21 protein-coding genes are annotated in these 25368 nt (G+C 71.8%); 13 read left to right on the top strand and 8 right to left on the bottom strand.

Going from position 1 to position 25368, the window contains the following annotated elements; all coding sequences use genetic code 11:
* Positions 1 to 60: 60 nt before the first annotated feature.
* Positions 61 to 2286, top strand: coding sequence for an alpha/beta fold hydrolase (locus tag U8525_RS07225; protein ID WP_374262901.1), 2226 nt, complete (start codon positions 61 to 63; stop codon positions 2284 to 2286).
* Positions 2287 to 2392: 106 nt separating this feature from the next.
* Here U8525_RS07225 and U8525_RS07220 read toward each other — a convergent pair whose 3' ends face one another.
* The 3 genes from U8525_RS07220 to U8525_RS07210 form a co-directional block, all read right to left on the bottom strand.
* Positions 2393 to 2596, bottom strand: a complete 204-nt coding sequence (locus tag U8525_RS07220; protein ID WP_374262898.1) for a cold-shock protein — start codon at positions 2594 to 2596, stop codon at positions 2393 to 2395.
* 159 nt (positions 2597 to 2755) lie between these two features.
* Positions 2756 to 3967: a 2-oxoglutarate dehydrogenase complex dihydrolipoyllysine-residue succinyltransferase gene (gene odhB, locus U8525_RS07215; RefSeq protein WP_374262896.1), complete on the bottom strand. Its 1212-nt coding sequence runs from the start codon at positions 3965 to 3967 to the stop codon at positions 2756 to 2758.
* On the bottom strand, positions 3957 to 6848 hold the full coding sequence (locus U8525_RS07210; protein WP_374262894.1) for a 2-oxoglutarate dehydrogenase E1 component: 2892 nt from the start codon (positions 6846 to 6848) through the stop codon (positions 3957 to 3959). The genes odhB and U8525_RS07210 overlap by 11 nt, the downstream gene beginning before the upstream one ends.
* A gap of 308 nt (positions 6849 to 7156) precedes the next feature.
* Between U8525_RS07210 and fabI the strand changes: the two genes are divergently transcribed.
* The 8 genes from fabI to U8525_RS07170 all read left to right on the top strand — a co-directional run bounded on the left by fabI (position 7157) and on the right by U8525_RS07170 (position 16093).
* The gene (fabI, locus tag U8525_RS07205; RefSeq protein WP_374262891.1) at positions 7157 to 7987 is read left to right on the top strand and encodes an enoyl-ACP reductase FabI; all 831 of its coding nucleotides are present in this window, start codon (positions 7157 to 7159) and stop codon (positions 7985 to 7987) included.
* A 161-nt stretch (positions 7988 to 8148) separates the two neighbouring features.
* Positions 8149 to 8526 carry a response regulator gene (locus U8525_RS07200; RefSeq protein ID WP_374262888.1) on the top strand — a complete coding sequence of 126 codons (378 nt, stop codon included), beginning with the start codon at positions 8149 to 8151 and terminating at the stop codon, positions 8524 to 8526.
* Between the two features lie 5 nt (positions 8527 to 8531).
* On the top strand, positions 8532 to 9398 hold the full coding sequence (locus U8525_RS07195) for a response regulator (RefSeq protein WP_374262886.1): 867 nt from the start codon (positions 8532 to 8534) through the stop codon (positions 9396 to 9398).
* Positions 9395 to 10627, top strand: coding sequence for a protein-glutamate O-methyltransferase CheR (locus tag U8525_RS07190; protein ID WP_374262884.1), 1233 nt, complete (start codon positions 9395 to 9397; stop codon positions 10625 to 10627). The genes U8525_RS07195 and U8525_RS07190 overlap by 4 nt, the downstream gene beginning before the upstream one ends.
* On the top strand, positions 10624 to 11163 hold the full coding sequence (locus U8525_RS07185; RefSeq protein WP_374262881.1) for a chemotaxis protein CheW: 540 nt from the start codon (positions 10624 to 10626) through the stop codon (positions 11161 to 11163). The genes U8525_RS07190 and U8525_RS07185 overlap by 4 nt, the downstream gene beginning before the upstream one ends.
* Positions 11153 to 13318: a response regulator gene (locus tag U8525_RS07180; protein WP_374262879.1), complete on the top strand. Its 2166-nt coding sequence runs from the start codon at positions 11153 to 11155 to the stop codon at positions 13316 to 13318. Before U8525_RS07185 ends, U8525_RS07180 begins: the two co-directional genes overlap by 11 nt.
* Positions 13315 to 14382, top strand: a complete 1068-nt coding sequence (locus tag U8525_RS07175) for a chemotaxis protein CheB (RefSeq protein WP_374262876.1) — start codon at positions 13315 to 13317, stop codon at positions 14380 to 14382. Before U8525_RS07180 ends, U8525_RS07175 begins: the two co-directional genes overlap by 4 nt.
* Before the next feature lie 97 nt (positions 14383 to 14479).
* The gene (locus U8525_RS07170; RefSeq protein WP_374262873.1) at positions 14480 to 16093 is read left to right on the top strand and encodes a methyl-accepting chemotaxis protein; all 1614 of its coding nucleotides are present in this window, start codon (positions 14480 to 14482) and stop codon (positions 16091 to 16093) included.
* A 70-nt stretch (positions 16094 to 16163) separates the two neighbouring features.
* Here the strand turns inward: U8525_RS07170 and clpA are convergent, their stop codons facing one another.
* The 4 genes from clpA to U8525_RS07150 all read right to left on the bottom strand — a co-directional run bounded on the left by clpA (position 16164) and on the right by U8525_RS07150 (position 20502).
* Complete coding sequence (gene clpA, locus U8525_RS07165) at positions 16164 to 18446, bottom strand: ATP-dependent Clp protease ATP-binding subunit ClpA (protein ID WP_374262870.1); 2283 nt, start codon at positions 18444 to 18446, stop codon at positions 16164 to 16166.
* A gap of 3 nt (positions 18447 to 18449) precedes the next feature.
* Positions 18450 to 18776: an ATP-dependent Clp protease adaptor ClpS gene (locus tag U8525_RS07160; protein ID WP_223637437.1), complete on the bottom strand. Its 327-nt coding sequence runs from the start codon at positions 18774 to 18776 to the stop codon at positions 18450 to 18452.
* Between the two features lie 61 nt (positions 18777 to 18837).
* Complete coding sequence (locus tag U8525_RS07155; protein WP_374262867.1) at positions 18838 to 19998, bottom strand: GNAT family N-acetyltransferase; 1161 nt, start codon at positions 19996 to 19998, stop codon at positions 18838 to 18840.
* A gap of 63 nt (positions 19999 to 20061) precedes the next feature.
* A complete protein-coding gene (locus U8525_RS07150; RefSeq protein WP_374262864.1) occupies positions 20062 to 20502 on the bottom strand; it encodes a hypothetical protein in 441 nt (146 codons plus the stop codon).
* 141 nt (positions 20503 to 20643) lie between these two features.
* Between U8525_RS07150 and U8525_RS07145 the strand changes: the two genes are divergently transcribed.
* The 3 genes from U8525_RS07145 to U8525_RS07135 all read left to right on the top strand — a co-directional run bounded on the left by U8525_RS07145 (position 20644) and on the right by U8525_RS07135 (position 23422).
* Complete coding sequence (locus U8525_RS07145) at positions 20644 to 21204, top strand: NifU family protein (protein ID WP_374262862.1); 561 nt, start codon at positions 20644 to 20646, stop codon at positions 21202 to 21204.
* A gap of 164 nt (positions 21205 to 21368) precedes the next feature.
* A complete protein-coding gene (locus tag U8525_RS07140) occupies positions 21369 to 22142 on the top strand; it encodes an SAM-dependent methyltransferase (RefSeq protein WP_374263051.1) in 774 nt (257 codons plus the stop codon).
* Between the two features lie 428 nt (positions 22143 to 22570).
* Positions 22571 to 23422 carry an alpha/beta fold hydrolase gene (locus tag U8525_RS07135; RefSeq protein WP_374262859.1) on the top strand — a complete coding sequence of 284 codons (852 nt, stop codon included), beginning with the start codon at positions 22571 to 22573 and terminating at the stop codon, positions 23420 to 23422.
* Positions 23423 to 23425: 3 nt separating this feature from the next.
* Here U8525_RS07135 and U8525_RS07130 read toward each other — a convergent pair whose 3' ends face one another.
* A complete protein-coding gene (locus U8525_RS07130; protein WP_374262857.1) occupies positions 23426 to 24319 on the bottom strand; it encodes an oxidoreductase in 894 nt (297 codons plus the stop codon).
* 247 nt (positions 24320 to 24566) lie between these two features.
* Here U8525_RS07130 and U8525_RS07125 point away from each other — a divergent pair, with 247 nt between their 5' ends.
* A complete protein-coding gene (locus U8525_RS07125) occupies positions 24567 to 25316 on the top strand; it encodes a lysophospholipid acyltransferase family protein (RefSeq protein WP_374262855.1) in 750 nt (249 codons plus the stop codon).
* Positions 25317 to 25368: the final 52 nt, after the last annotated feature.

Below are 25368 nucleotides of genomic sequence, written 5' to 3'. Positions count from 1 at the left end.
TAGGCTTGCCCGCACCTTCTCGCGAAAGGAGCCCCGCTTCGCGCGGGGATTCAGCTACGCATGCGTCAGGCCCTCACCGCCGCCGCGCTGCTCCTCATGAGCAGCGCCCCCTCCATCGCCCAGGAGCGCAAACCCTCCGCCATGGCCCCTTCGCAAAAGCAGCCGGACACCTTCCTGCGCCAGTACGCCGAGACGCGCCGCTTCCAGAGCGGGCGCCCGGTGGGCACGCGCATCACCCCGGACGAGAAGTCCGTCCTGTTCCTGCGCACGTCCCCCACGTCCAACGTGCAGATGCTCTACGCGTTCGACGTGGCCGGCGGCCAGGCGCGTGAGCTGCTCACCCCGGAGGCCCTGCTCAAGGGCGCCGAGGAGACCCTGTCCCCCGAGGAGAAGGCCCGCCGCGAGCGCATGCGCGTGAGCGCCCGGGGCTTCACCTCCTACAGCCTCTCCGAGGACGGCGCCCAGCTGCTGGTGCCCCTCTCCGGCCGCCTCTACGTGGTGGACCGCGCGACGGGGAGGTCCACGGAGCTGAAGACGGGCCCCGGCGTCATCGACCCGCGCCTGTCGCCGGACGGCAAGCAGGTGGCGTACGTCCGTGACAACGACGTCTACCGGGTGGACCTGGCCCACAACCAGGAGAAGCGCGTCACGCAGGGCGGCACCGCGCAGAAGACGCACGGCCTGGCGGAGTTCGTCGCGCAGGAGGAGATGAGCCGCTTCTCCGGCTACTGGTGGAGCCCGGACTCGAAGTCCCTCGCGTACACGGAGTCCGACACGTCCGACGTGGAGAAGCTCACCATCGTAGACGTGATGCACCCGGAGAAGGGCGGGGAGGTCTTCCCGTACCCGCGCCCTGGCAAGGCCAACGCGAAGGTGCGCCTGGGCATCACCCCCGCCGCGGGCGGCAAGACGGTGTGGGCGCAGTGGGACGCGGCGAAGTACCCCTACCTGGCCACGGTGAAGTGGGACAAGGGCGGGCCGCTCACCCTCGTGGTGCAGAACCGCCTCCAGACAGAGGAGCAGGTGCTCGCGGTGGACCCCGCCACGGGCAAGACGCGCGTCCTCCTCACGGAGAAGGACGACGCCTGGGTGGAGCTGGCCCAGGACTTCCCGCTGTGGCTGGAGGACGGCTCCGGCTTCCTCTGGTACACCGAGCGCAACGGTGGCCCGGAGGTGGAGCTGCGCAAGGCGAGCGGGGCGCTGGACCGCTCCGTGGTGAAGCCGGACGCGGGCTTCCGCCACCTCGCCCGCTTCGTCCAGGCGGACCGGACGCTCTTCTTCACCGGTGGCCCCAACCCCACCGAGAGCCACCTGTGGCGCGTGAAGGCCGGCGGCGCTCCGGAGCAGGTGGCCACGGGCACCTCCGGCCCGGCCGTGGAGACCGGGCTCGTGTCCAAGAACGGCGGCCTCATCGTCCTCAACACGCAGGGCCCCAGGAGCATGCCGCGCACGGTGGTGCTCAAGGGCGACGGCACGAAGCTGGGCGAGCTGCCCGAGGTGGCGCAGGAGCCGTCCTTCACGCCGAACTTCGAGGTGCGCCAGGTGGGCCCGAAGAAGTTCTGGACCTCGCTGGTGAAGCCGCGCGACTTCAAGCCCGGCACCAAGCTGCCCGTCATCGTGGAGGTCTACGCGGGCCCCACCGTCACGGTGGTGCACCAGTCCATGGCCGCGCACCTGCTCAGCCAGTGGTTCGCGGACCACGGCTTCCTGGTGGTGAAGGTGGACGGGCGCGGCACGCCGCTGCGCACCTCGGCGTGGAACCGCGCGGTGAAGCACGACTTCGCCACCGTCACCCTGGATGATCAGATCGAGGCGGTGCAGGCCCTGGCGAAGGAGGTGCCGGAGATGGACCTCGGCCGCGTGGGCATCACCGGCTGGAGCTTCGGCGGCTACATGGCCGCGCTGGCCGCGCTGAAGCGCCCGGACTTCTTCAGGTCCGCCGTGTCCGGCGCCCCGGTGGTGGACTGGCGCGACTACGACACGCACTACACCGAGCGCTACCTGGGCCTCCCCGAGGAGAGCCCCCAGGCCTACGAGGTCAGCAGCCTGCTGACGTATGCGAAGAAGGACAGCCCCATTGGCGCGCTGCTGCTCATCCACGGCACCGCGGACGACAACGTCTACTTCTTCCACACGCTGAAGCTGTCGGACGCCCTGTTCCGCGCGGGCAAGCCGCACCAACTGCTGCCCCTGTCCGGCCTCACGCACATGGTGCCGGATCCGGTCGTCACCGAGCGCCAGTACGAGCGCGTCATCGCCCACTTCGAGCAGACCCTGAAGAAGTAGGCCGCGCGCGGCTCCAGGCCCGGAAGAGGCAGAGGCCCGGAACCCCACCGCGGGTCCGGGCCTCCTTGGCTTCAACCAGTCCGTGGGGAATGGCTGAGGACGCGAATCAGGTCGCGCGAACGTTCTGCGCCTGGAGGCCCTTGGGGCCCTTGGTGACCTCGAACTCCACCTTCTGGCCCTCGGCCAGGGTGCGGAAACCATCCATGTTGATGGCGGTGTGGTGGCAGAACACGTCCTCGCCGCCGCCGTCCTGGGTGATGAAGCCGAAGCCCTTCGCGTCGTTGAACCACTTCACGGTACCAGTTGCCATTGCGCTTCCTTGCGTTTGCAGGGCAGCCGTGGGGAAGGCCACCCGTTCTGCCCGACGACCGGGGAGACGAGCCTATTTGTAGTGAAAGGGCCGACTGGAAGTCCAGCCGGCCCACCGGAATTGCCCGTCTTGCATTCCCCGCGAGGGCGGGGGCGCCCGTCAGATGTCGAGCAGCAGGCGCTCCGGGTCCTCGATGCACTCCTTCACGCGCACGAGGAACTGCACCGCTTCCCGGCCGTCCACCAGGCGGTGGTCGTACGTGAGGGCGATGTACATGATGGGCCGGATGACCACCTGGCCGTCGCGGGCCACGGGGCGCTCCACGATGTTGTGCATGCCCAGGATGCCCGTCTGCGGCGGGTTCAGGATGGGCGTGGACAGCATGGAGCCGAAGATGCCGCCGTTGGTGATGGTGAACGTGCCGCCGGTGAGGTCCGCCATCGTGAGCTTGTCGTTGCGCGCGCGGCCGCCGTAGTCACCGACCGTCTTCTCCAGGTCCGCGAGCGACAGCTTGTCCGCGTCGCGCACCACCGGCACCACCAGGCCGCGGCTGCCGCTCACGGCCACGCCGATGTCGTAGTAGTGCTTGAAGATGACGTCCTCGCCGTCGATCTCCGCGTTGATCTGCGGGAACGCCTTGAGGGCCTCCACGGACGCGCGGATGAAGAAGCTCATGAACCCGAGCTTCACCCCGTGCTTCGCCTGGAACTTGTCGTTGTACTTCTTGCGCAGCGCCATCACCTCGCCCATGTCCACCTCGTTGAAGGTGGTGAGCATGGCGGCGGTGGACTGCGCCTGGATGAGGCGCTCGGCCACGCGCTTGCGCAGCGGCGTCATGCGCACGCGCTCCTCGCGCGCGGCGTTGGGGCGGGGGCCGGACGGCGCGGCCGGGGCCGGGGGCGCGGACGGCGCGGCGGCGGGGCGGTTGAGCTGACCCTGCACGTCCTCCTTCATGATGCGGCCGCCGGCGCCGGAGCCCTTGAGCTGGCCCACGTCCACCCGGTTCTCCTCCGCCATCTTCTTCGCGGTGGGGGTGATGCGCGTGTCGCCTCCGGCCGGCGCGGCGGCCACCGGCGCCGCGGCCTGGGCGGGCGCGGGCGTGGCGGCGGCCACGGCGGGGGCGCCCGCGCCGGCACCGGCCTCGATGGTGCCCAGCACGTCACCCACGCGGACCTTGTCGCCCTCCTTGAAGGCGATGGACGCGATGCTGCCGGCGGCGGGGGCCGGCACGTCGATGGTGACCTTGTCGGTCTCCAGCACGACGAGCGGCTCGTCCGCGGCGACGGACTCACCCTGCTTCTTGTTCCACTTGCCGACGACGGCCTCGGTGATGGATTCGCCGAGCGGAGGGACTTTCAGTTCAACGGCCATTCTGGGGTCCTCGGAGGATGGCTTCTTCGATGATGAGCTGCTGCTCGTAATCGTGCGTCTTCGTGAAACCGGTGGCGGGGCTGGCGGCCTCGGCGCGCCCGATGTAGCCCAGCTTCACCGTCTGCTGCTGGGAACGGCCGGAGACGAGGTCGTGCAGGAGGGGGAACATGTAGTGCCAGCCGCCCGCGTTGCGCGGCTCCTCCTGCACCCAGTACAGCTCCTGGAGCGCCGGCAGCTTCGCCACCAGCTTCGACAGCTCGTCCTGCGGGAACGGGTAGAGCTGCTCCACGCGCACGATGGCGAGGGTGTCGTCCTTGCGCTCGTCCCGGGCCTTGGCCAGGTCGTAGTACACCTTGCCGCTGCACAGCAGCAGCCGCTTCACCTTCGCGGCGTCCGCCTTCGCATCCAGGATGACCTCCTGGAACGCGCCCGTGGCCAGCTCGTCCAGGCGGCTGGTGGCCTCCGGACGGCGCAGCAGGCTCTTGGGCGACATGATGATGAGCGGCTTGCGCACGGGGCGCAGCACCTGGCGGCGCAGGAGGTGGAAGATCTGCGCGGGCGTGGTGGGGTAGCAGACCTGGAGGTTGTCCTCGGCGCACAGGTCCAGGAAGCGCTCCAGGCGCGCGCTGGAGTGCTCCGGGCCCTGGCCTTCGTAGCCGTGCGGCAACAGCAGCGTGATGCCGCTCAGCCGCCGCCACTTGCTCTCCGCCGCGGCGATGAACTGGTCGATGATGATCTGCGCGCCGTTGGCGAAGTCACCGAACTGCGCCTCCCACAGGGTGAGGCCGTCCGGCACGTCCAGGCTGTAGCCGTAGTCGAAGCCCAGCACGCCCATCTCCGACAGCGGGCTGTTGTAGACGTTGAAGGTCGCCTTGCCGGAGGCGAACTGGCGCAGGGGCACGTACTCCTCGCCCGTCTGCACGTCGTGCAGCACCGAGTGGCGGTGGCTGAAGGTGCCGCGCTCGCTGTCCTGGCCGGACAGGCGGATGCCGTAGCCCTCCGACAGGAGCGTCGCGTACGCCAGCGACTCGCCCTCGCTCCACTGGAGCTCCTCGCTCTCCAGCATGCCCTGGCGCTTCTTGAGCACCGTGCGCTCCACGTCGCGGTGGACGTTGAAGCCCGCCGGCGCCGTGGCCAGCTTCTGGAGCGCGTCGCGCAGGGTGGGCTTGGCCACCGCCGTGGACACCTGGGGCGCGTTCTTCAGGAGGCCGCCCTTGTAGGGCTTCCACAGGCCCTCCAGCGCGGTGGGCTCGCGGAACTGGCTCTCCTGGCGGGCGCGGGTGAGCGCCGCGTCGAAGTCCTGGAAGCAGCGCTGCTTGAGCGCCTCCGACTCCTCCAGGCTCACGCGGCCCGCCTCCGCCAGCGCCTTCGCGTACAGCGCGCGCACGGGCGGGTGCTTGCGGATGAGGTCGTACATCGCCGGCTGGGTGAAGGACGGGTCGTCGCCCTCGTTGTGGCCGTAGCGGCGATAGCAGATGAGGTCGATGACCACGTCGCTCTTGAACGTCTGGCGGTACTCGGCCGCCAGCCGCGCCGCGTGCACGCACGCCTCCGGGTCATCCCCGTTCACGTGGAACACCGGGATGTCCAGCATCTGCGCGATGGCGGTGGAGTAGATGCTGGTGCGCGAGTCGGACGGGTCGGTGGTGAAGCCCACCTGGTTGTTGATGACGATGTGGACCGTGCCGCCCGTGGTGTAGCCCTTGAGGCCGGAGAAGTTCAGCGTCTCCGACGTGATGCCCTGGCCGATGAAGGCCGCGTCGCCGTGGATGAGCAGCGGCATCACGCCGATGCGCTCGGTGTCCCCGCCGCGGTCCTGCTTGGCGCGCACGCGGCCCTCCACCACGGGGCCCACGCACTCCAGGTGGCTGGGGTTGAACGCCAGCGACAGGTGCACGTTCTTGCCGGAGCGCGTGGCGTGGTCCGACGAGAAGCCCATGTGGTACTTCACGTCGCCGCGGCCCAGGTACGCCTTGGGGTCCTTGGGGCCGTCGAACTCGCTGAAGATCTGATCCGGCTTCTTGCCCAGGATGTTGGTCAGCACGTTGAGGCGGCCGCGGTGGGCCATGCCGATGACCAGCTCCTTCAGGCCCATGTCGCCGCCCACCTCCAGCAGCGCGTCCAGCATGGGGATGAGCGCCTCGCCGCCGTCCAGGCTGAAGCGCTTGGCGCCCACGTACTTCGTGTGCAGGAAGTGCTCGAAGCCCTCCGCGTAGGAGAGCTTGGTGAGGATGTGCCGCTGGTCCTCCACGGAGAACGGCGTGCGGTTCTCGCTGTGCTCCATGCGCCGCATGAGCCAGCGGCGCCGCTCGCTGTCGAGCATCTGCATGAACTCCACGCCGATGTGGCTGGAGTACGTGCGGCGCAGCCGGGTGACCAGCTCGGAGAGCCGCACGCGCTGCTGCGGGAAGACGTTGTTGCACTCGACCGCCTGCTCCAGCTCCTTCGCGGAGAAGTGGTTCTCGTCCATCAGCGCCACGTCCGCCACGTGGGCCAGCGGCGGCCGCGGGCGCTCCAGCGGATCCAGCGCCGCGCGCAGGTGACCGCGCAGGCGGAAGGCGGTGATGGCCTGATCCACCTTCGACTGCAGCGCGATGTCCTGCGCCGGAGCGGCCGGGGCCTGCGGCGCGGCGGCGACGGCCGGCGCGGCGGCGCCGTTCGCCTTGCCCTTGCCCTTGGCCTCCTTCCCCTCCGGTGCGGCGGGTGTCGGAGCCTCCAGCAGCTTCGTGTTGAAGATGGGGCGGCCCGCGCCGTTGTTGCGCTCGAACACCTCGCGCCAGCTCGCGTCCACGCTGCCCGGATTCTCGAGGAAGCGCGCGTAGAGCCCCTCGATGAAGTCGATGTTTCCACCCGAGAGGAAACTGTCCTGGAAATTCGCCATGGCGGAGGGTCTTTTACTGGATGGGCGCTGCGTTGGGGGGTTTTCGCCTCAGTTTGTTGAACCGCGTCATGGCCGGCTGCCCGGCGTCACCCGGGGGAGCAGATGGAGTCATGCACCGCGTGAGCGCAGCTTCACCGAGCGCCGGATTCCCTCGGGCTGGGAGGGGCTCAAAGGACGCGCCGGGGGCCCTGGCATGCTGAACGGACGTACATCTGGAGGCGAACGGGACCTGGGGACCGGGGCCCCCACGGCCGTTCAGGAGTGGTAAGCACACGCCCCCTCTTTTCCTCTCTCCGGAACGTACCGACATGCTCCTCCAGGGCAAGAAGCTCCTCATCACCGGTGTGCTCACCCCGCAGTCGTTGGCCTTTGGCGTCGCGGAGCACGCGATCGCGCAGGGCGCGGAGGTCATCCTCACCGGGTTTGGCCGGGCGAAGTCCCTCACCGAGCGCAGCGCGAAGCGGCTCAAGCCCGGCACGGAGGTGCTGGAGCTGGACGTGACGAACCCGGCGCACTTTCCGGCGCTGACGGAGGCGCTGCGCCAGAAATGGGGCCGCGTGGACGGCGTGCTGCACGCCATCGCGTTCGCGCCGGAGGACGCGCTGGGCGGCAACTTCCTCAACACGCCGTGGGAGAGCGCGCAGACCGCGTTCCGCATCTCCGCCTTCTCCGTGAAGGAGCTGGCGGTGGCGTGCGCGCCGCTGATGACGCAGGGGGGCTCCATCGTGGCGCTGGACTTCGACAACCGGCAGGCGTGGCCCATCTACGACTGGATGGGGGTGTGCAAGGCGGCCATGGAGGCCACGGTGCGCTACCTGGCGCGCGACCTGGGGCCCAAGGGCATCCGGGTGAACGCGCTCGCGGCGGGGCCCCTGGCCACCGTGGCGGCCAAGGGCATCCCGGGCTTCAAGGCCCTGGCGCAGTACTGGGGGAAGCAGGCGCCGCTGGGCTGGAGCGACAAGGACAGCCACGACCACGTGGCGAAGACGGCCTGTGCACTCCTGTCCGATTGGCTGTCCTCCACCACGGGCGAGATGATTCACGTGGACGGCGGCTACCACGCGGTGGGCGCGCCCCCCGTGGAGACCGTGGAGGCGCCTGAAGGGGTCCCCGCGACCCCCACGCCGAAGGACGGCTGAGGTCCTCCGACCTTCTCAGGAAGTCCAGTCATCCGCCTGCCAGGCTCCCCGGCGGACGGGAGCCCCCCGCTTCCGCCCGTCGGAGCGCTCACGGTAGGATCCCCCATGCAGCGCAGGCACTTCCCGCACGCTGCGGAGCCTGCGCGAGGAGCCGTGGCACAGTGAGCACCAACGTCTTGCTGGTGGACGACAGCCCGACCGTCCGCAACATCCTCAAGATCTACCTGATGAACCTCAGGGTCAGCATCGTGGAGGCGGAGGACGCACAGCGCGCGCTGCAGCTGTTGCGGCTGGTGCCGGTGAGCGTGGTGATCGCCGACATCAACATGCCGAACATGGATGGCATCACCTTCGTGAAGGAGGTCCGCGCGAGCGCCCAGGCGCAGGTGCAGAAGGTGCCGGTCATCCTGCTGACGGCGGAGAAGGGCGAGGACCTGCGCCAGCGCGGCTCGGCGGCGGGGGCCAACGCCTTCATCCAGAAACCGGTGTCGCACGACGAGCTGACCAAGACGGTGCGTCAGTTCCTGAACGGGACCTGAAGAACGTGAGCCTGCCGACCCTGCTGCTGGTGGATGACAGCGACGCCATCCTGGCGCTGGAGCGGGCCATCCTCTCCAATCACTACACCATCCACACGGCGAGCAACGGCCGCGAGGCGCTGGACAAGGTGGGGCGGCTGCACCCGGCGGCGGTGCTGCTGGACCTGTCCATGCCGGAGATGGACGGGGACGAGGTCCTCCAGCGGATGAAGGCGGACGCGGGCACGGCGGACATCCCGGTCATCATCATCTCCTCGGAGAAGCAGCGCGCGGAGGCGTGCCTGGGGCTGGGCGCGGAGGCGTTCCTGGCCAAGCCCTTCCGCGCGGACGAGCTGCTGGCCCGCGTGGGCGAGGCGCTGGAGAACGCGCGCCGGCGCTCGCGGACCGGGGCCCTGCTGGTGCTGCGGCTCTCCGTGGGCGAGCGCGAGTTCGCCGTGCCGCTGGACTCCGTGAAGGAGGTCCTGCTCCAGCCGCTGACGCGGCCCCTGCCCGCCGGGCCGTCGTACCTGCGCGAGTACGTGGAGCTGCGCGGCCAGGCGGTGTGCGTGCTGGACGTGGCGCTGCGGCTGGGCGTGAAGCACAAGGTGCCCATCGCGGAGCGGATGCTGGTGGTCATCGAGGCGGAGGGCGTGTCGCTGGCGCTCACCGTGGACACGGTGAAGGACCCGGAGGAGTTCCAGGCGAGCGACATCGACCGGCGCGAGAAGGTGGGCGGCGCCGAGCACGGCCTGCTGCAGGAAGGGCTCGTGGGCATGCTGCGCACGGGCGGCCGCGCGCTGCCCATCCTGGATCCGAGGGTGTTCATCGCGCGGGGGCTCCTGCGCGACCTGCCCGCGCTGCTCGCGCCGGTGGAGGAAGAGCGGAGCGCATGAGTGCGGGGCTCGACCCGAGGCTTCTGGCCCGTGCCCGGGAGGTGGTGGCGGACACCACCGGCTTCCGGGACGACGCCATCGCCCAGGAGGCGGTGGAGCGCGTGCTGCGCGCGGAGCTGGCCCGGGGGCGCGTGCCCGCGGAGGTCCTGAGCGAGCTGCAGCAGCTGGGCTCGCCGCTGGCCTACACGCTGGTGCGCGCGGTCCTGGTGGGGGAGACGTACTTCTTCCGCCAGCCGGAGCACTTCCGCTACGTCGCGCAGGAGGGCATCCCGGCCGCGCTGCGCCACGGCGCCATGCACCTGCGCGGCTGGAGCGCCGGGTGCGCCACCGGCGAGGAGGCCTACTCGCTGGCCGCGTGCCTCCTGGCGTGCGCGCCCGCGGGGATGCCGGTGGAGGTGGTGGGCACGGACCTGCACGAGGCCAGCCTGGAGGCCGCGCGGCGCGGCACCTACGGCGCCTGGTCCCGGCGCGAGTCCGCCCCCGCGCTGCACCCCGTCTACGAGCTCCACAACGGGCGGCAGGTGTCCATCCTCCCGGAGGTCCGCAAGGTGACGCGCTTCGCGCCGGCGAACCTGCTGGCGCCCCTGCCGGAGCGCTTCGGGCAGTTCGACTTCATCTTCTGCCGCAACGTGCTCACGTACTTCTCCCCGTCCGCGCGCGACGCGGCCGTGGCCCACCTGGCGCGGGCCCTGGCGCCGGGGGGCCTGCTGTTCCTGGGCACGGTGGAGGTGGACCGCGCGCCGCCGGGGCTCACGCGCGAGGGGCCTCCGGAGCTGCAGGCCTTCCGCAAGCCCCGCCCGGAGGAGCGCCCCTTCGCGCAGCTGCCCGCGGCGCCGCCCGCGCCCGCGTCCCGCCTGACGCCCGCGCCCCGGCGGCTGTCCTCGCCCCCGCCGCTCTCGCCTCCGCCGCCGCCGTCCCCGCCGCCCTCGCCCGCGCGGCTGCACCTGCAGGCGCTGGAGCGGATTGAAGAGGGCAACGTGGCCGGGGCGACGGCGGTGCTGGAGCTGCTCGTGAAGCAGGCGCCGGACTACCTGCCGGGCCTGCTGGAGCTGGCGCTCCTGCGCGAGCGCGCCGGGGCCCGGGACGCGGCCTTCCCGCTGATGCGCGCCCTGCGCACGCGGGCGGGGCAGCTGCCGCCGGACGCGCTGGTGGATGGACCGGAGGCGCTGCCCGCGCGCTTCTACCTGGCGTCCGCTGACGCCTACCTGAATCTGGGGGCGCTGGAATGAAGCCGCTGGTGGTGGACGAGGCCCTGGAGACGGAGACGCGGGAGCTGCTGGCGCGCCGGGCCGCGCGCCTGCGCGAGCAGGGCGAGTCTGCGGTGGAGGAGGCGGTCCACTGGATCGCCGAGTTCCCGCTGGGCGAGGAGCGCTACGCGCTGCCCCTGGAGTCGCTGCGCGCCGCGCTGCCCTTGCGCATGGTGACGCCGGTGCCGCTGTCCGCGCCCGCCGTCATCGGCGTGCTGCGCTTCCAGGGCCAGGTGCTGTCCGCGCTGAGCCTGGCGTCGCTCCTGGGGGGCCACGGGTGGCGGCAGGACCCGGCGGTGCTGCTGGTGGTGGACCGGGGCGACGGCGAGCTGTGCGCGCTGGACTGCGAGGCGATTCCGCGCCCCACCACGCTGCCGCTCGCGTCCGTGGAGGCCGCGCGCGCCCGGGCGGAGGGGCCGGTGGTGGAGGTCTTCACCCAGGACCGGCAGCTCATCCACCTCATCGACCCGAAGCGCCTGTTCGGCCGGACCGACGGGGGAGCGCGCCATGCCCGTTGATCCGATGCTGCAGCCGCTGGTGGCGGGCTTCGCCGTGGAGGCCCAGGAGGTCATCCAGAAGGTCACCATGGACCTGCTGGAGCTGGAGCGCGAGGGGCTGGAGCACGACGCGCTCGCGAAGATCTACACGCGGCTGGGCCGGCACCTGCACACGCTGAAGGGCAGCGCCGCGTCGCTGGGCCTCCAGGACCTGGGCGACATCGCCCACCGGCTGGAGGACGCGCTGGCGCCGCTCAAGGCGCACCCGCAGAAGATGCCGCGCCCGGTGGTGGACGTGCTGCTGCACGGGCTGGACCTCTTCATGCTGCGCGCGCAGGCGCACGCGGACGGGCGCGGGGACGACCTGCCGGACCCCGCCGCCGCGCTGGCCCAGCTGGTCTCCGCCGCGCCGCCGCCGGAGGAGGCCGCCGCGCTGCCAGGGGGCGCCTTCGCGCACGTGCCCCCCTCCGCGGCCCCGCCGGCGCCCGCCGCCGGGGCCCCGCTCGACGCGCCGGCCGCGCTGGAGCCCGCGGCGGAGTCCGCCGACGCCGGGTGGCGGGTGAGCGCGGGCCAGGTGACGTCGCTGATGCGCGAGGTGGAGCGCCTGCGCGAGGTGCGCCTGCGGGTGGAGGAGCGCAGCCGGGAGCTGGAGCGGGTGTCCGCGCTGCTCGCGAAGCAGGGCCTGCTGGCGGAGACGGCGGAGGCGCGCACGCTCCTGTCCGGCACGGGCCGCGCCCTGCGCACGGATGGCGAGGAGACGAGCGACATCGTGGACGCGCTGGAGGAGGGCCTCAAGGCCATCACCACGCGCCCCACGCGCACCATCCTGGACCCGCTGCAGCGCATGGTGCGCGACCTGTCGCGCCAGCTGGGCAAGGAGGCGCGGCTGTCGGTGGTGGGCGCGGAGGTGTCGCTGGACCGGCGCCTGCTGGAGAAGCTCCAGGGCGCGCTCGTGCACCTCCTGCGCAACGCCGTGGACCACGGCCTGGAGCTGCCCGCCGAGCGCGAGAAGGCCGGCAAGCACCACGAGGGCGCGCTCACGCTGCGCGTGGAGCAGCAGGGCAACCTCCTGTACCTGGAGGCGAGCGACGACGGGCGCGGCATCGACCTGCAGGCGGTGCGCAGGTCCGCGGAGAAGCGGGGGCTCGTCACCGCGGAGGAGGCGGCGCGGCTCAACGACAACCAGGTGCGCGAGCTCATCTTCCGCGAGGGCTTCAGCACGCGCTCGGACGTGACGGACACCTCCGGGCGCGGCGTGGGCCTGGACGCGGTGCGCGCCACGGTGGAGTCGCTGCAGGGCCGCATCGAGGTGTCGAGCACGCACGGGCAGGGCACGCGCTTCGTGCTGACCCTGCCCGTGGACCTGGGCAGCTCGCCGCTGCTGATGGTGCGCGCGCTGGAGCAGTTCGTGGGCCTGCCCATGCTGGCGGTGGAGTCCACGCAGCTGGCGCGCGCGGACGCGCTGCGCGTGGGCAGGCGCCGGGCGCACCTGGAGTACCAGGGGCAGCTCTTGCCGGTGGTGGACCTGGGCGCGCGGCTGGGCCTGCGCGCGTCGTCTCCGCCCGCGGAGGGGCAGCCGCTGCTCATCGTGCAGAGCGGCGGCAAGCGCGTGGCGCTGGGCGTGGACGCGGTGGTGGGGGACCGGGACCTGGTCATCCGCCCGCTGCCATCGGAGGTGCGCGACGTGGCGGCCTGGCAGGGCGCGGCGACGCTCAGCCGCGGTGAGCTGCTGCTCATCCTCCGGCCGGACTGGGTGGTGTCGGATTCGGAGAAGGTGACGGTGTCGGCGGTGAGCCGGCGGGCGCTGGTGGTGGATGACTCGCTCACCGCGCGCGCGCTGCACCGGGCGATGCTGGAGGCGGGCGGCTTCCAGGTGCACCTGGCGGCCAGCGGCGCGCGGGCGCTGGAGCGGCTGCAGGCGGACACCTACGACGTCGTCATCTGCGACCTGGACATGGAAGAGATGGACGGCACGGAGCTCATCGCCCGGCTGCGCGAGCGCAAGGACACGCGCACGCTGCCCGTCATCCTGGTCTCCGCGCACGACACGGCCGTGGCGCGTGAGCGGGGCCTGGCGTCCGGGGCGGACGGCTTCCTCAGCAAGCGCGAGTGCGCCGCGGGCCGCCTGCTGGCGGAGGTGCTGGACGTGATGAGCCGCCGGGGGAGCCGCGCGTGAGCCCGAAGAAGCCCATCCGCGTGCTCGTGGTGGACGACTCGCCCACCATGGCCAACACCCTCACCGCGCTCCTCACGGAGGAGCCGCGCATCGAAGTCGTGGGCCGCGCGGCGGACGGCAACCGCGCCGTGCAGCTGGCGCGCCTGCTGCGCCCGGACGTCATCACCATGGACCTGCTCCTGCCCGGCCTGGACGGCCCGGCGGCCATCGCGCACATCATGTCCCAGGCGCCCGCGCGCATCCTGGTGGTGAGCGCGGTGGCGGAGCAGCGCGGCGTGGACCTGGGCTTCCAGGCGATGAGCGCCGGGGCGCTGGAGCTCATCGGCAAGCCCAACGTCACCAACGCGGAGGAGCTGCGCCGCTGGGGCCGGGAGCTGGCCCACTCCGTGTGCCTGATGGCGGAGGTGCCGGTCATCTCCCGCCGCCCGCGCGCCGTGCCGCCGCCGCCCGTGCCCACCGGGGCGCGGGTGGACGTGTTCGGCCTCGTCGCCTCCACCGGCGGGCCGCCCGCGCTGGCGGAGGTGCTGTCCAAGCTGCCCCGCGACCTGCCGGTGCCCATGCTCGTCGCGCAGCACATCACCGTGGGCTTCACGCAGGGCATGGTGCGCTGGCTGTCCCAGGTGTGCGAGCTCCAGGTGGGCGTGGCGCGCGACGGCGAGCGGCTGGAGCCGGGCCGCGTGTACTTCCCGCTGGACGGGCACGACCTGCTGGTGGACAGCGTGGGCATGGCGCGCCTCCAGCGCAGCCACGGCGGGCCGTGCCCCAACGGCGACGTGCTGCTCAGCTCGCTGGCCATGGCGTACGGCCGGCGCAGCGGCGGCGGCGTGCTCACCGGCATGGGCGAGGACGGCGCGCGGGGCCTCCTGGCCATCCGCCAGGCCGGGGGCGTCACCCTGGCGCAGGACGAGGCGTCCAGCGTCGTCTACGGCATGCCGCGCGCCGCCGTGGAGCTGAAGGCCACGGACGGGGGCACGCCCCTGTCGCTGGTGGCGGACCTCATCCTGCAGAGCTGTCAGCGCCCGTCGTTCCGCCCCGCCCGCGGCCCGGAGGGGGGCGCGCGGTGAGCCTGTTCCCACCAACAAACCGCGGCCGCCTGCGTTGTCCCTGGCGCCGGGTGGCTGACGGTCGGCCGCCCGAGGACGTCACCCCGGGAGTGTTCCCTTGAAGCCCTCCGCCCCCGTCTCCTTCCTGCGCGGGCTCGGGCTCGCGCCGAAGTTCGTGCTGGTCACGGCGGTCATCAGCGCCTCCGTGGCCCTGCTGCTCACCCTCATCGCCACCCGCCAGCTGGAGTCCAACCTGGAGGAGCGCCACGCCAGCGAGGGCGAGGCCGTGGCGCTGAGCCTGGCCATCGCGGCGGAGCAGGGCGTGTCCGCGGGCATGGGCTCGCTCCAGCCGCTCCTGGAGACGTTCCGCGAGCGCGAGGACCTGGCGTACATCTTCATCCAGGACCCCACGGGCTTCGTGCTGGTGCACTCGTTCCAGGGGGCCTTCCCGGAGAACCTGAAGGCCGCCATCGAGGCGCAGCCGGGCGTGGGCAGGGGCCGCACGCGCGTGGTGCCGGAGGTGAGCATCCAGCGCGGCGGCAGGACGCTGCGCGCGCTGGACGTGGCCGCGGCCGTGGCGGAGCAGGGGCGGCTGGGCACCGTGCACGTGGGCATGGCGCGCGAGTTCATCGACGCGAAGGTGGGCGCGCTGCGCTGGAACATGCTGCTGTTCGCGCTCCTCCTGGAGGCGGGCGGCGTGGTGCTGGCGGCGCTGTTCGGCCGGAGCATCGTGCGGCCGCTGGCGGAGCTCACGTCCGTGGCGGGCCACATCGTCGCGTCCGGGGACCTCACCCGCCCCATCCAGGCGCGCGGCAACGACGAGGTGGGGCGGCTGTCCGACTCCTTCTCGCAGATGGTGCGCAAGCTGCGCGAGGTGACGGTCAACCTCCAGCACGCCGCCACCGCGCTCACCCAGTCCACGGACCACCTCAACGCGTCCTCCACCGAGCAGGCGCAGACCATCTCCCGCCAGGCCGCCGCGCTCCAGGAGACGCAGGTGACGGCGCAGGAGATCAAGCAGACGTCCACGCTGGCCGCGCAGAAGGCGGAGAGCGTGCTCAGCGTCGCCGAGCGCGCGGACACCCTGGCCAGGGCGGGCGAGGCCTCCATCGAGCAGACGATGGCGGGCCTCAACGACATCCGCGCGCAGGTGGGGGAGATCGCGGAGAAGATCCTGGAGCTGGGCGAGCGCACGCGCCAGATTGGCGGCATCACCCAGACGGTGAAGGACCTGGCGGACCAGTCCAACATGCTCGCGCTCAACGCGGCCATCGAGGCGGTGCGCTCCGGCGAGCACGGCAAGGGCTTCAGCGTGGTGGCGCGGGAGATCCGCGCCCTGGCGGACCAGTCCATCCAGGCGACCACTCGGGTGCGGGAGCTGCTGGACGACATCGCCAGCTCCGTCACCGCCGCGGTGCGCATCACCGAGCGCGGCGCGGAGCGGATGGAGGCGGGGCTGGCGCAGGTGCGCGACAGCGGGCAGAACCTGCGCGAGCTGTCCTCCATCGTCCAGGACAACGCCGCCGCCGTCCGGCAGATCGCCGCCGCGGTGAACCAGCAGAACGTGGGCATCAACCAGATCACCCTGGCGGTGAATGACCTGTCCAAGATGATGGACGACACCGTGGCCCGCATCGGGTCCACCGGCGAGGCGGCCACCACGCTTCAGATCATCTCCGAGCAGCTCTCCAGCGCCGTGGGCGCGTACAAGGTCGAGTCCAAGCCGGAGTAGGGAGACGCGAAGGCCCCGAGTCCCCAGGTGAAGGGGGCCCGGGGCCTCGGGGGATTCACGTCGCGGCGCCCTAGGCCGGCACGGCCTCGGTGGCCTCCGCCTGGAGCTTCACCGCGTCGTCCACGACGTCGAAGCGGGCCACGCCGCCGCTCTTGAGGGAGCCGAACAGCAGCGCCTCCGCGAGCGGCTTCTTCAGGGTGTTGTCCACCAGCCGCGCCATGGGGCGCGCGCCGAAGGCCGGGTCGTAGCCGTGCTCGGCCAGCCACGCGCGGGCGGCGGGCGTGAGCTCCAGCTTGACCTTCTTCTCGTCGAGCACCTTCTGGAGCAGGCGCACCTCCTTGTCCACGACCTTGAGGATGACCTCGGGGGGCAGGCCGGAGAACAGGATCCACCCGTCCAGCCGGTTGCGGAACTCCGGCGTGAAGGTGCGCTCGATGGCCTTCTTCGCCCGCGAGCCGTCCACCACCACGCTGGGGTCCCCGAAGCCCATGGCCTTGGTGCTCATCTCCTGCGCCCCCGCGTTGGTGGTCAGGATGAGGATGATGTTGCGGAAGTCCGCCTTGCGGCCGTTGTTGTCCGTGAGCGTCGCGTGGTCCATCACCTGGAGCAGGATGTTGAAGAGGTCCGGGTGGGCCTTCTCGATCTCATCCAGCACCAGCACCGCGTACGGGTGCTTGCGCACGGCGTCCGTGAGCAGGCCGCCCTGGTCGAAGCCCACGTAGCCCGGAGGCGCGCCGATGAGCCGGCTCACCGTGTGCTTCTCCGAGTACTCGCTCATGTCGAAGCGCAGGAACTCCACGCCCAGGCTCTGGGCCAGCTGCTTCGCCAGCTCCGTCTTGCCCACGCCCGTGGGGCCGGAGAAGAGGAAGCTGCCGATGGGCTTCTCCGGCGCGCGCAGGCCGGAGCGCGACAGCTTGATGGCGCTGACCATCTCCTCGATGGCCTTGTCCTGCCCGTAGATGACGCCCTTGAGCTCCTTGTCCAGGTTCTGGATCTGGAGGCCCTCGCTCGCGGACACGCTCTTGGCCGGAATCTTGGCCATCCTGGAGACGACCTGCTCCACGTCGTGCGCGCTGACGACGCCCGTGCGCACGCCCTCCGGCTTGAGCCGCTCGGCCGCGCCGGCCTCGTCGATGACGTCGATGGCCTTGTCCGGCAGGAAGCGGTCGTTGATGTGCTTGGCCGCCAGCTCCGCCGCCGCCTGGAGCGCGCCCTCGCCGTACTTCACGTGGTGGTGCTCCTCGTAGCGGCTGCGCAGGCCCTCCAGCACCTTGACGGTGTCCTCCACGCTGGGCTCGTCCACCTCAATCTTCTGGAAGCGGCGGGACAGCGCGCGGTCGCGCTCGAAGGACGCCTTGAACTCCTGGAAGGTCGTGGAGCCGATGCAGCGCAGCCGGCCGGACGCCAGCGCGGGCTTGAGCAGGTTGGACGCGTCCATGGACCCGCCGCTCGTGGCCCCCGCGCCGACGATGGTGTGGATCTCGTCGATGAAGAGGATGGCGTCCGGCAGCTCCTGGAGCGCCTTGAGCACGCCCTTGAGGCGCTCCTCGAACTGGCCGCGGAACTTGGTGCCCGCGAGCAGCGCCCCCATGTCCAGCGAGTAGACGACCGCGTCCTTCAGCGCCTCCGGCACGCGGCCCTCCGTGATGTGGAGCGCCAGGCCCTCGGCGATGGCCGTCTTGCCCACGCCGGCCTCGCCCACGTAGAGCGGGTTGTTCTTGCGGCGGCGGCAGAGCACCTGGATGGTGCGCTCCAGCTCCTTGTCGCGGCCGATGAGCGGGTCGATGCGGCCCGCCCTGGCCTCGTCGTTGAGCTGGACGGCGTAGGCCTCCAGCGGGCTCTTCTTCTGCGTCTCGCCGTCCTCGTCGTCCCCGGCGGGCGTGGCGCGCGGCTCGCCCTCGGACTCGCCGTCCTTGCTGATGCCGTGGGAGATGAAGTTGAGCAGGTCCAGGCGGGTGACGCCCTCCTGCTGCAGGAGGTAGAGGGCGTGGCTCTCCTCCTCCCGGAACATGGCGACCAGCACGTCGCCGCCGTCGATGTACTTCTGCTCCGCGGAGAGGGCGTGCATGGCGGCGCGGTGGAGCACGCGCTCCACGCCGATGGTCTGCTGCGGCTCGGCGTCCACGTCGTCGGGCAGGCGCTCGACCGTCTCCTCCAGGAAGGCGGTCAGGTTCTCCTGCAGGCGCTTGACGTTCGCGCCGCAGCCCTTGAGCACCTCTCGGGTGCGCGACTCACGGGTGAGGGCCAGGAGCAGGTGCTCCAGCGTCAGGTACTCGTGACGCATCTTCCGCGCCTCGTCGAGCGCGGTGCGGAAGCTGGCCTGCAATTCTTTGGCAATCGATGGTCCTGCCACGGTTCAGCCTTCCTCGGGTTCCATGGACAGCCGCAGGGGGAACCCGTTGTCCCGCGCGGCGGCCTCCACTGTCTTGAGCTTCGTCTCGGCGACGTCGTAGGTATAAACGCCCGCCACTCCGATGCCGTTGTAATGAACGTGCATCATGATCTGCACGGCATCCGTCTCCGACTTGTGGAAGATCTCCTTGAGCACGGCCACGACGAACTCGCGCGTGGTGTAGTTGTCGTTGTGCAGGAGGACCTTGTAGAGCGTCGGCCTCTTCAGCTTCTGCTTGGGGACGGTCTCCGTGACGACCTGGCCGTCATCGTGTGGGTGCTTCTGAGCCATGGGCTTGCGGACTCCCTTGCCTTCGCTTCGCTATCCCGTTGGCGGGCCTGCCTGAAGCTGCTCAGGCCCGCTCCTTGAAACCCGTCTCCGCCCACCACAGGGGCATGCCGCTCTCGATGGCTGCCCGCTCGTGCGCCAGGAAGCCGCGCACCGCCCGGTCCAGGCCGGGGTGGAGGAACAGATGCGCACTGTACGTGAGGTGCGGCTCGAAGCCCCGGGTGAGCTTGTGCTCGCCGCCCGCGCCGGGCTCGAAGCGCTCGCGGCCCCGGGCGATGCAGTCCTCCACGGGGTGGTAGAGGCACACGTTGAAGTGCAGGAACGGATGGTCCTCCAGCGCTCCCCAATAACGGCCGTACAGCGCGCGCGGCCCGGTGAAGTTGAACGCGCCGGCCACCCTGCGGCCTTCCCGCCGGGCCTCCACGAACTCGCAGCGGTGCCGGAAGCCGGCGAGCAGCCGGGCGAAGAAGTCCTCGGTCAGGGCGCGCACGCCCCACGGGTAGCGGTCCACCGTGGACCCGTAGAGCTGGTGGGCCCAGGCCGGGTCCACCTCCTCCAGCGCGTCGCCCCGGAGCGTGCGCAGGGTGATGCCCTGGGCCTCCACCGCGCGCCGCTCGCGCTGGAGCTGGTGCCGCCGCTTGGAGCGGAAGCGGGCGAGGAAGTCGTCGAACGTGCGGTAGCCCGCGTTCCGCCACAGGTACTGCACGCCCAGGCGCAAGGCGTAGCCCTGCGCCTCCAGCACCGGCAGCTCCGCCGGCGTGGGGAAGAGGACGTGGACGCTGGAGAGGCCCTGGGCGCGCGCGTACTCCAGCGCGGCGGTGTAGAGGTCCGCCTCTCGGGACGGGGCGTCCTCGCCGGGGGCCACCAGCACGCGGCGGCCGGTGGCGGGCGTGAAGGGCACGCCCAGGACGAGCTTGGGGTAGTAGCGCAGGCCCGCGCGCTCGGCGGCGGTGGCCCAGGCCGCGTCGAAGACGAACTCGCCGTGGCTGTCGTCCTTGAGGTACGCGGGCGCGGCGGCGATGAGGCGCGCGCCCCGCCACAGGGTGAGGTGGCGCGGGTGCCAGCCGCGCTCGGGGACCACGCTGCCGCTCTCCTCCAGTGCCGCGAGGAAGCCCCACTCCAGGAACGGCACCGACTCCGGGTCCACGAGCGCGTCCCACGCCGACGCGGGGACGTCGGTGATGGAGGTGAGCAGGCGCAGCGTGGTGGGGAGCGGGGCGGACATGGGCGTGGCCAGCGCCAGCCTATAACGGCGGGTGGCGGCCGCCGCCACGGCTGGCCGGGCGCCCTACTTCCCGCGCGTCAGCTCCTGGGCGAGGAAGCCCGCGACCTCCGTCAGCCCCGCGGCGGCGCGCCTGCGGCCCTCGTCCGACTCCATGACGCGGCGGGCGGCGTCGCTGGCGGTGCCCACCTCCAGGTCCACCAGGATGAGGAAGGCGCTCCACCCGGGCGTCAGGGGCGCGACCCTGCCCGGCCGCAGGGGCCGCTCGGCCAGGGTGGTGGCCACCTTCTCCAGGAGGCCCTCCTCCTTGAGACGTTTCGTGCGCCCGAGCATCTGCGTCCAGGTGGCCTCCAGGAGGGAGGTCAGCAGGGGGCCCTTGAGGGCGGCGGAGAGGCGCTGGGAGGCCTCCTCGGCGTCCACCCGGTGGGCGGTGGCGTAGGTGGGCCCCAGCCTGGCCACCACGACGGCCCTGGTGGCGAGGTGGGCGAGGCGCGGCGGGAAGGGCATAGGGCCCGTGTCTTACATCGGTGACGGGCCGGGCTCCATCCGGAGTGAATGGCCGGCGCGGGGCGTTTGCCTGACGGCCGGACAGGTTGCTATGGGGCCCGGCGCCCTTTAGAGGAAGCGGACTTTCGTAGGGAGAACAGCATGTCAGTGAACATCCAGCTCGAGTGGACCCCCAACCCCAGCACGCTGAAGTACGTGGTGGACCGCAAGCTGCTGGCGGGGGGCGCGGTGAACTTCACCAGCCGCGACGACGCGCAGGCGAAGTCGCCGCTGGCGCTCAGGCTGATGGACATCACGGGCGTCACGGCGGTGATGCTGGGCACCAACTTCGTCACGGTGACCAAGGGCGAGTCGGGCGAGTGGGACGAGCTCAACGACTCCGTGATGTCCACGCTGGACACGCACCTGTCGGAGAACCTGCCGGTGGTGGACGAGGCGGCCATCCAGGCAGCGCGGCAGGCCACCGCCACGGACGGCACGGTGGAGCAGCGCATCCAGGTCATCCTGGACGAGGAGATCCGCCCGGCCGTGGCGCAGGACGGCGGCGACATCACGCTGGACCGCTTCGAGGACGGCATCGTGTACCTGCACATGAAGGGGTCGTGCGCGGGCTGCCCGTCGTCCACGGCGACGCTGAAGATGGGCATCGAGGGCCGGCTCCGGGAGATGATCCCGGAGGTCACCGAAGTGGTGTCCGTCTGAGGCGCAACGTCAAGGCGCCGCAGGTCCGCAAGGAGCTCTTGCCGGACCAGTCCCCAGCGCTCCTGCGGGAGCTGCACCTGCTCACGCGCGACGGGAACCTCAACGCGGACGCGCTGCGCAAGCTCAAGCAGGTGAACCACCTGGTGGGCTTGCTCCGCCCCGCGATGGAGGACGTGCAGGCGCGCCACGCGAACCCCGTGGTGGTGGACGCGGGCAGCGGCAACGCGTACCTGGGCTTCGTCGTCTACGAGCTGTTCCTCAAGGACGCGGCGGGCGGCGAGCTGGTGTCCATCGAGGGGCGGCCGGAGCTGACGGAGCGCGCGAGGGGCCGCGCCGAGCGGCTGCGCTTCGACCGGATGCGCTTCCAGACGGCGCACATCGACGCGGCCCAGTATCCGGAGCGCATCCACCTGCTGATGGCGCTGCACGCGTGTGACACGGCCACGGACGACGCGCTGGTGGCGGCCATCCGTCACGGCGCGGACCACGTGGCGGTGGTGCCGTGCTGCCAGGCGGAGGTGGCCGCGCAGCTGAAGGAGAAGAAGGCGAGGCCGGCCGGATCCATGGCGCTGCTCTTCCAGCACCCGTGGCACCGGCGCGAGTTCGGCTCGCACCTGACCAACGTCATCCGCGCGCTGACGCTGGAGGCGTTCGGCTACCAGGTGACGGTGACGGAGTTGACCGGGTGGGAGCACTCGCTGAAGAACGAGCTCATCCTCGGGCGGCGGGTGCACCGGGACAACCGGCGCGCGCGGCTGCAGCTCCAGGCGCTGCTGGCGGAGACGGGCGTGCAGCCCCGGCTGACGCGGCTGCTGGGCATCACGCCGGCGGGCGCCGCGGGGGCTGGCGCGGACGTGGCGCCCACGCCGGGGTCGGCGCTCGCGTCGGGCGCGGAGCCCGGGCCGGACGCGGCGCCCGGCTCGCCGTCGGAGCCCTGAGCGCAGGCGGTCCCTACCTGGACCGTAGGGTGGGGCAGGTGACCTTGACGGGCGGGGGGCGCGCGTCCTCCCGCGCCGGGAGGGTCGCCGCCCTGGCCGTGCGAGGCGGCCGGGCAGGCGTTACATGCCCGCCGTCCGCGCGCTGCGCACGGGCTGACACTCCAGGGGGCCGGGTTCGCTGGGGAAATGCCGGAGCGCATGTCGGAGGACGTGGGCACGTCAGAGGGTCCGGGCAGGATGGCGTCAATGCCAGGGGTCGGGCCCGGCGGCAGGACCCGGGACGGCGTTCGCGGTGTCTGAATGTCGGGGTACGCAGTCTCGTCCCGGGGTGGGGCCGGCCGGTGGCCGCGAGGGCACCGGAGGTGAACGGGACGCGCGGTGCAGTCCCTCCGCCATGGCGCGGTGGGGGTGTCGTGATGGGGAGGGACATGGCCTTGGAGCTGGATGACTGGGGTGGGAGCGGGCCGCTCCTGCACTTCGCCTGCGCGAACGGTTTTCCTCCGGAGACGTACCGGAAGCTCTTCGCTCGGCTCACGACGCGCTATCACGTGGTGTCGCTGCGCACGCGGCCGCTGACGCCGGAGCAGGACCCGAAGGCGCTGACGACGTGGAAGGAGCTGGGTGAGGACCTCGCGCGCGAGCTGAAGGCGCGGGGGCGCTCCGGCGTGCTGGGCGTGGGGCACAGCGTGGGCGGCACGAGCACGCTGATGGCGGCCGCCGCGAACCCGGGGCTGTTCCGCGCGGTCGTGGCCCTGGACCCCGTGCTCATCACCGGGGCCCGGCTGTGGGCGCTGCGCCTGCTGAAGCTCCTGGGCCGCATGGACCGGGCGCCCATGGTGCGCGGCGCGCTGCGGCGGAGGGACCGCTGGGCGACGCGCGAGGAGGCGGCCACGGCGTACCGCCAGCGCACGCTGTTCAAGGACTGGGACGCGGACTGCTTCAACGACTACATCACGCACGGGCTGGTGCCCACGGAGGCGGGCGACTTCCGCCTGCGCTTCCCGCGCGAGTGGGAGGCCCGCATCTTCGAGACCTTCCCCTCGGACCCCTGGGCGCTCATCCGCGCCAACGTGACGCCCACGCTGGTGCTGCGCGGCGAGCGCTCCGACACGCTGCTGCCGGACGCGCTGGCGCGGGCGGAGCGGGAGATGAAGCGCGCGCGCGTGGACACGCTGCCGCTCGCCTCGCACCTGTTCCCGATGGAGAAGCCGCGCGAGACGGCCGAGCACGTGCTGACGTTCCTCGACCAGCTCCCGCCCGTGGACGTCACCCCGCACTGACCGTCAGCCGTAGGCCTCGCGCTTGATGCGCTTGTCCGGGATGCCCAGCTCGTGCAGGTGGCCCAGCACCGCCTCCATGAAGCGCGGCGTGGCGGGGGTGCGCGTCTCCAGGGCCTTGCGCCGGTCCCACGGGGTGATGGCGGGCCCGCACACGTACACGAGGCAGGTGTCGGGGCTCGGGACCAACTCGCGCAGCAGCGCCTCCGCGACCCGGCCCTTGCGCACCCGGGGGCCATACTTCGTCTCATCCGTCTCGCGCGTGAGCGTGTGCACCACCCGCACGAGGTCCGGCGCGGCCCGCTCCAGCGCGGCCAGCTCCTCGCGGTAGAGGATGTCCGCCCAGGTCTTGTTGGACGCGAGGAACGTGTGGCGCAGCTTCAGCCCCCGGTGCAGCGCGTCCTTCACGATGGCGAAGTTCGGCACCGCGCCGGAGCCCGCCACCACGTGCAGCACGTGGTCCGCCCGCTCCGCTGCGTCGTCCGGCAGGACGTAGGGCCCCATGAAGCCCGTCACCTTCAGCTTCGCCCCCACCAGGCGGCCGTGCACCAGGAGCGGTGACAGGAGCGGCGGGTAGCGCGTGACGCCCGGGATGAACTCCTCGTCCTTCACCGTGATGGCCACGTGCCGCTCGTGCGGCGCGGAGGCGAGCGAGTACGAGCGCGGCGCCTCCTTGCGCCCCTTCTGCTCCTGGAGGTACGCGCACTGCTGCGCGAGCGCCCGGAACTGGTGCGGGTCGATGTTCAGGAACTGGCCTGCCTTGTAGTCGAGCGGCCCGGCCCCCGCGTCCAGCTCCAGCAGCAGCGTCGCCGTGTCGTGGGTCTCCATCCGCACGTCGAGGACGGTGGCCTCGTACTCGACGGGCCGCTTCGTTCGGGAGGGCGTGGCTTCAGCGCTCATGGGCCTCCCATAACACGCGGGGTGTGAGGCGGTGTGAGCCTGCTCCGCCCGGGCCGCGCCCCCTCCCTCCGGCGCCCGGGGCAGCCGCATCGTTGGCTGGATGACGGAAGGGCGAGCGGGTAGACCAGCGCTCCAGGAGGACCGCTGACCCACCCCGCCGGGCAGGACTACATCTTCGGGGAGGACGTCCAGCCATCGCTCTCCCCCTGGGGTTCAGGGGCATTCCAGAAAGGACGTGGGCCGGCCCGTGCTTCGACTTCTCTTCGCCCTGATGTCGCTGCTCCCCCGGAGGCCGCGCCGGTACGTCGTGCGCGGGCTGATGCACGCCGTGTGGGGACGGCTGTCCCACGCGAAGGTGTACGGCCTGCGGGACCTGCCGGACGGCCCCTGCCTCTTCATCTGCAACCACCTGTCCAACGCGGACGGCTTCACGCTCTACCGGGCGCTCCGTCCCCGGAGCGTCGTCTTCCTGGCCGGCGTGAAGCTGCACGGCACCGTGATGACCCGGCTGGCGGCGGAGACGATGGACACCATCGACATCACGCCCAACTCGCCGGACATCGAAGCGCTGCGCCGCTGCGTGGAGCTGCTCAAGGGTGGCCAGTCCGTCCTCATCTTCCCGGAGGGGGGCCGCAGCCGCTCCGGCGGCATGATCCAGGGGAAGAAGGGCGTGGGCCTCATCGCCAAGCGCGCGGGCGTGCCCATCGTCCCGGTGGCGTTGACGGGCACGGAGAAGCTCATGCCCATCAACGACGCGGACATGGGCGGCGAGCGGCTCTACCCCGCCGACGTCACCGTGACCTTCGGGCCCGCCTTCCGCATGGAGGACCTGGAGCCGGAGGTGGCCGGCGCCTCCGACGCCCGCCAGGCGCTGGTGGACGCGATGATGCGCCGGGTGGCCGCGCTGCTGCCGCCGCAGTACCAGGGCGTCTACGCCGGAGGCCCGGACCCGGTGGCCCCCGCCGCTCCGCCCTCCGCCGTGCCGCCCTCCGCGTAGGCGGCGGTCCTGGCGGCTCTCGAAGCGAAGACGGCCGCGCGGGCGGGTTGCC

The sequence above is a fragment of the Corallococcus sp. RDP092CA genome (assembly GCF_041903675.1).
In the GTDB taxonomy this organism is placed as follows: Bacteria; Myxococcota; Myxococcia; order Myxococcales; family Myxococcaceae; genus Corallococcus.
This window is presented reverse-complemented; position numbering and strand designations above follow the sequence as displayed.

Bases quoted from the DNA above. Each gene is read 5' to 3' on its own strand.
- U8525_RS07225 (WP_374262901.1), top strand. From the start codon at position 61: ATGCGTCAGGCCCTCACCGCCGCCGCGCTGCTCCTCATGAGCAGCGCC.
- U8525_RS07220 (WP_374262898.1), bottom strand. From the start codon at position 2,596: ATGGCAACTGGTACCGTGAAGTGGTTCAACGACGCGAAGGGCTTCGGC.
- odhB (WP_374262896.1), bottom strand. From the start codon at position 3,967: ATGGCCGTTGAACTGAAAGTCCCTCCGCTCGGCGAATCCATCACCGAG.
- U8525_RS07210 (WP_374262894.1), bottom strand. From the start codon at position 6,848: ATGGCGAATTTCCAGGACAGTTTCCTCTCGGGTGGAAACATCGACTTC.
- fabI (WP_374262891.1), top strand. From the start codon at position 7,157: ATGCTCCTCCAGGGCAAGAAGCTCCTCATCACCGGTGTGCTCACCCCG.
- U8525_RS07190 (WP_374262884.1), top strand. From the start codon at position 9,395: ATGAGTGCGGGGCTCGACCCGAGGCTTCTGGCCCGTGCCCGGGAGGTG.
- U8525_RS07185 (WP_374262881.1), top strand. From the start codon at position 10,624: ATGAAGCCGCTGGTGGTGGACGAGGCCCTGGAGACGGAGACGCGGGAG.
- U8525_RS07180 (WP_374262879.1), top strand. From the start codon at position 11,153: ATGCCCGTTGATCCGATGCTGCAGCCGCTGGTGGCGGGCTTCGCCGTG.
- U8525_RS07160 (WP_223637437.1), bottom strand. From the start codon at position 18,776: ATGGCTCAGAAGCACCCACACGATGACGGCCAGGTCGTCACGGAGACC.
- U8525_RS07155 (WP_374262867.1), bottom strand. From the start codon at position 19,998: ATGTCCGCCCCGCTCCCCACCACGCTGCGCCTGCTCACCTCCATCACC.
- U8525_RS07150 (WP_374262864.1), bottom strand. From the start codon at position 20,502: ATGCCCTTCCCGCCGCGCCTCGCCCACCTCGCCACCAGGGCCGTCGTG.
- U8525_RS07145 (WP_374262862.1), top strand. From the start codon at position 20,644: ATGTCAGTGAACATCCAGCTCGAGTGGACCCCCAACCCCAGCACGCTG.
- U8525_RS07140 (WP_374263051.1), top strand. From the start codon at position 21,369: ATGGAGGACGTGCAGGCGCGCCACGCGAACCCCGTGGTGGTGGACGCG.
- U8525_RS07135 (WP_374262859.1), top strand. From the start codon at position 22,571: ATGGCCTTGGAGCTGGATGACTGGGGTGGGAGCGGGCCGCTCCTGCAC.
- U8525_RS07130 (WP_374262857.1), bottom strand. From the start codon at position 24,319: ATGAGCGCTGAAGCCACGCCCTCCCGAACGAAGCGGCCCGTCGAGTAC.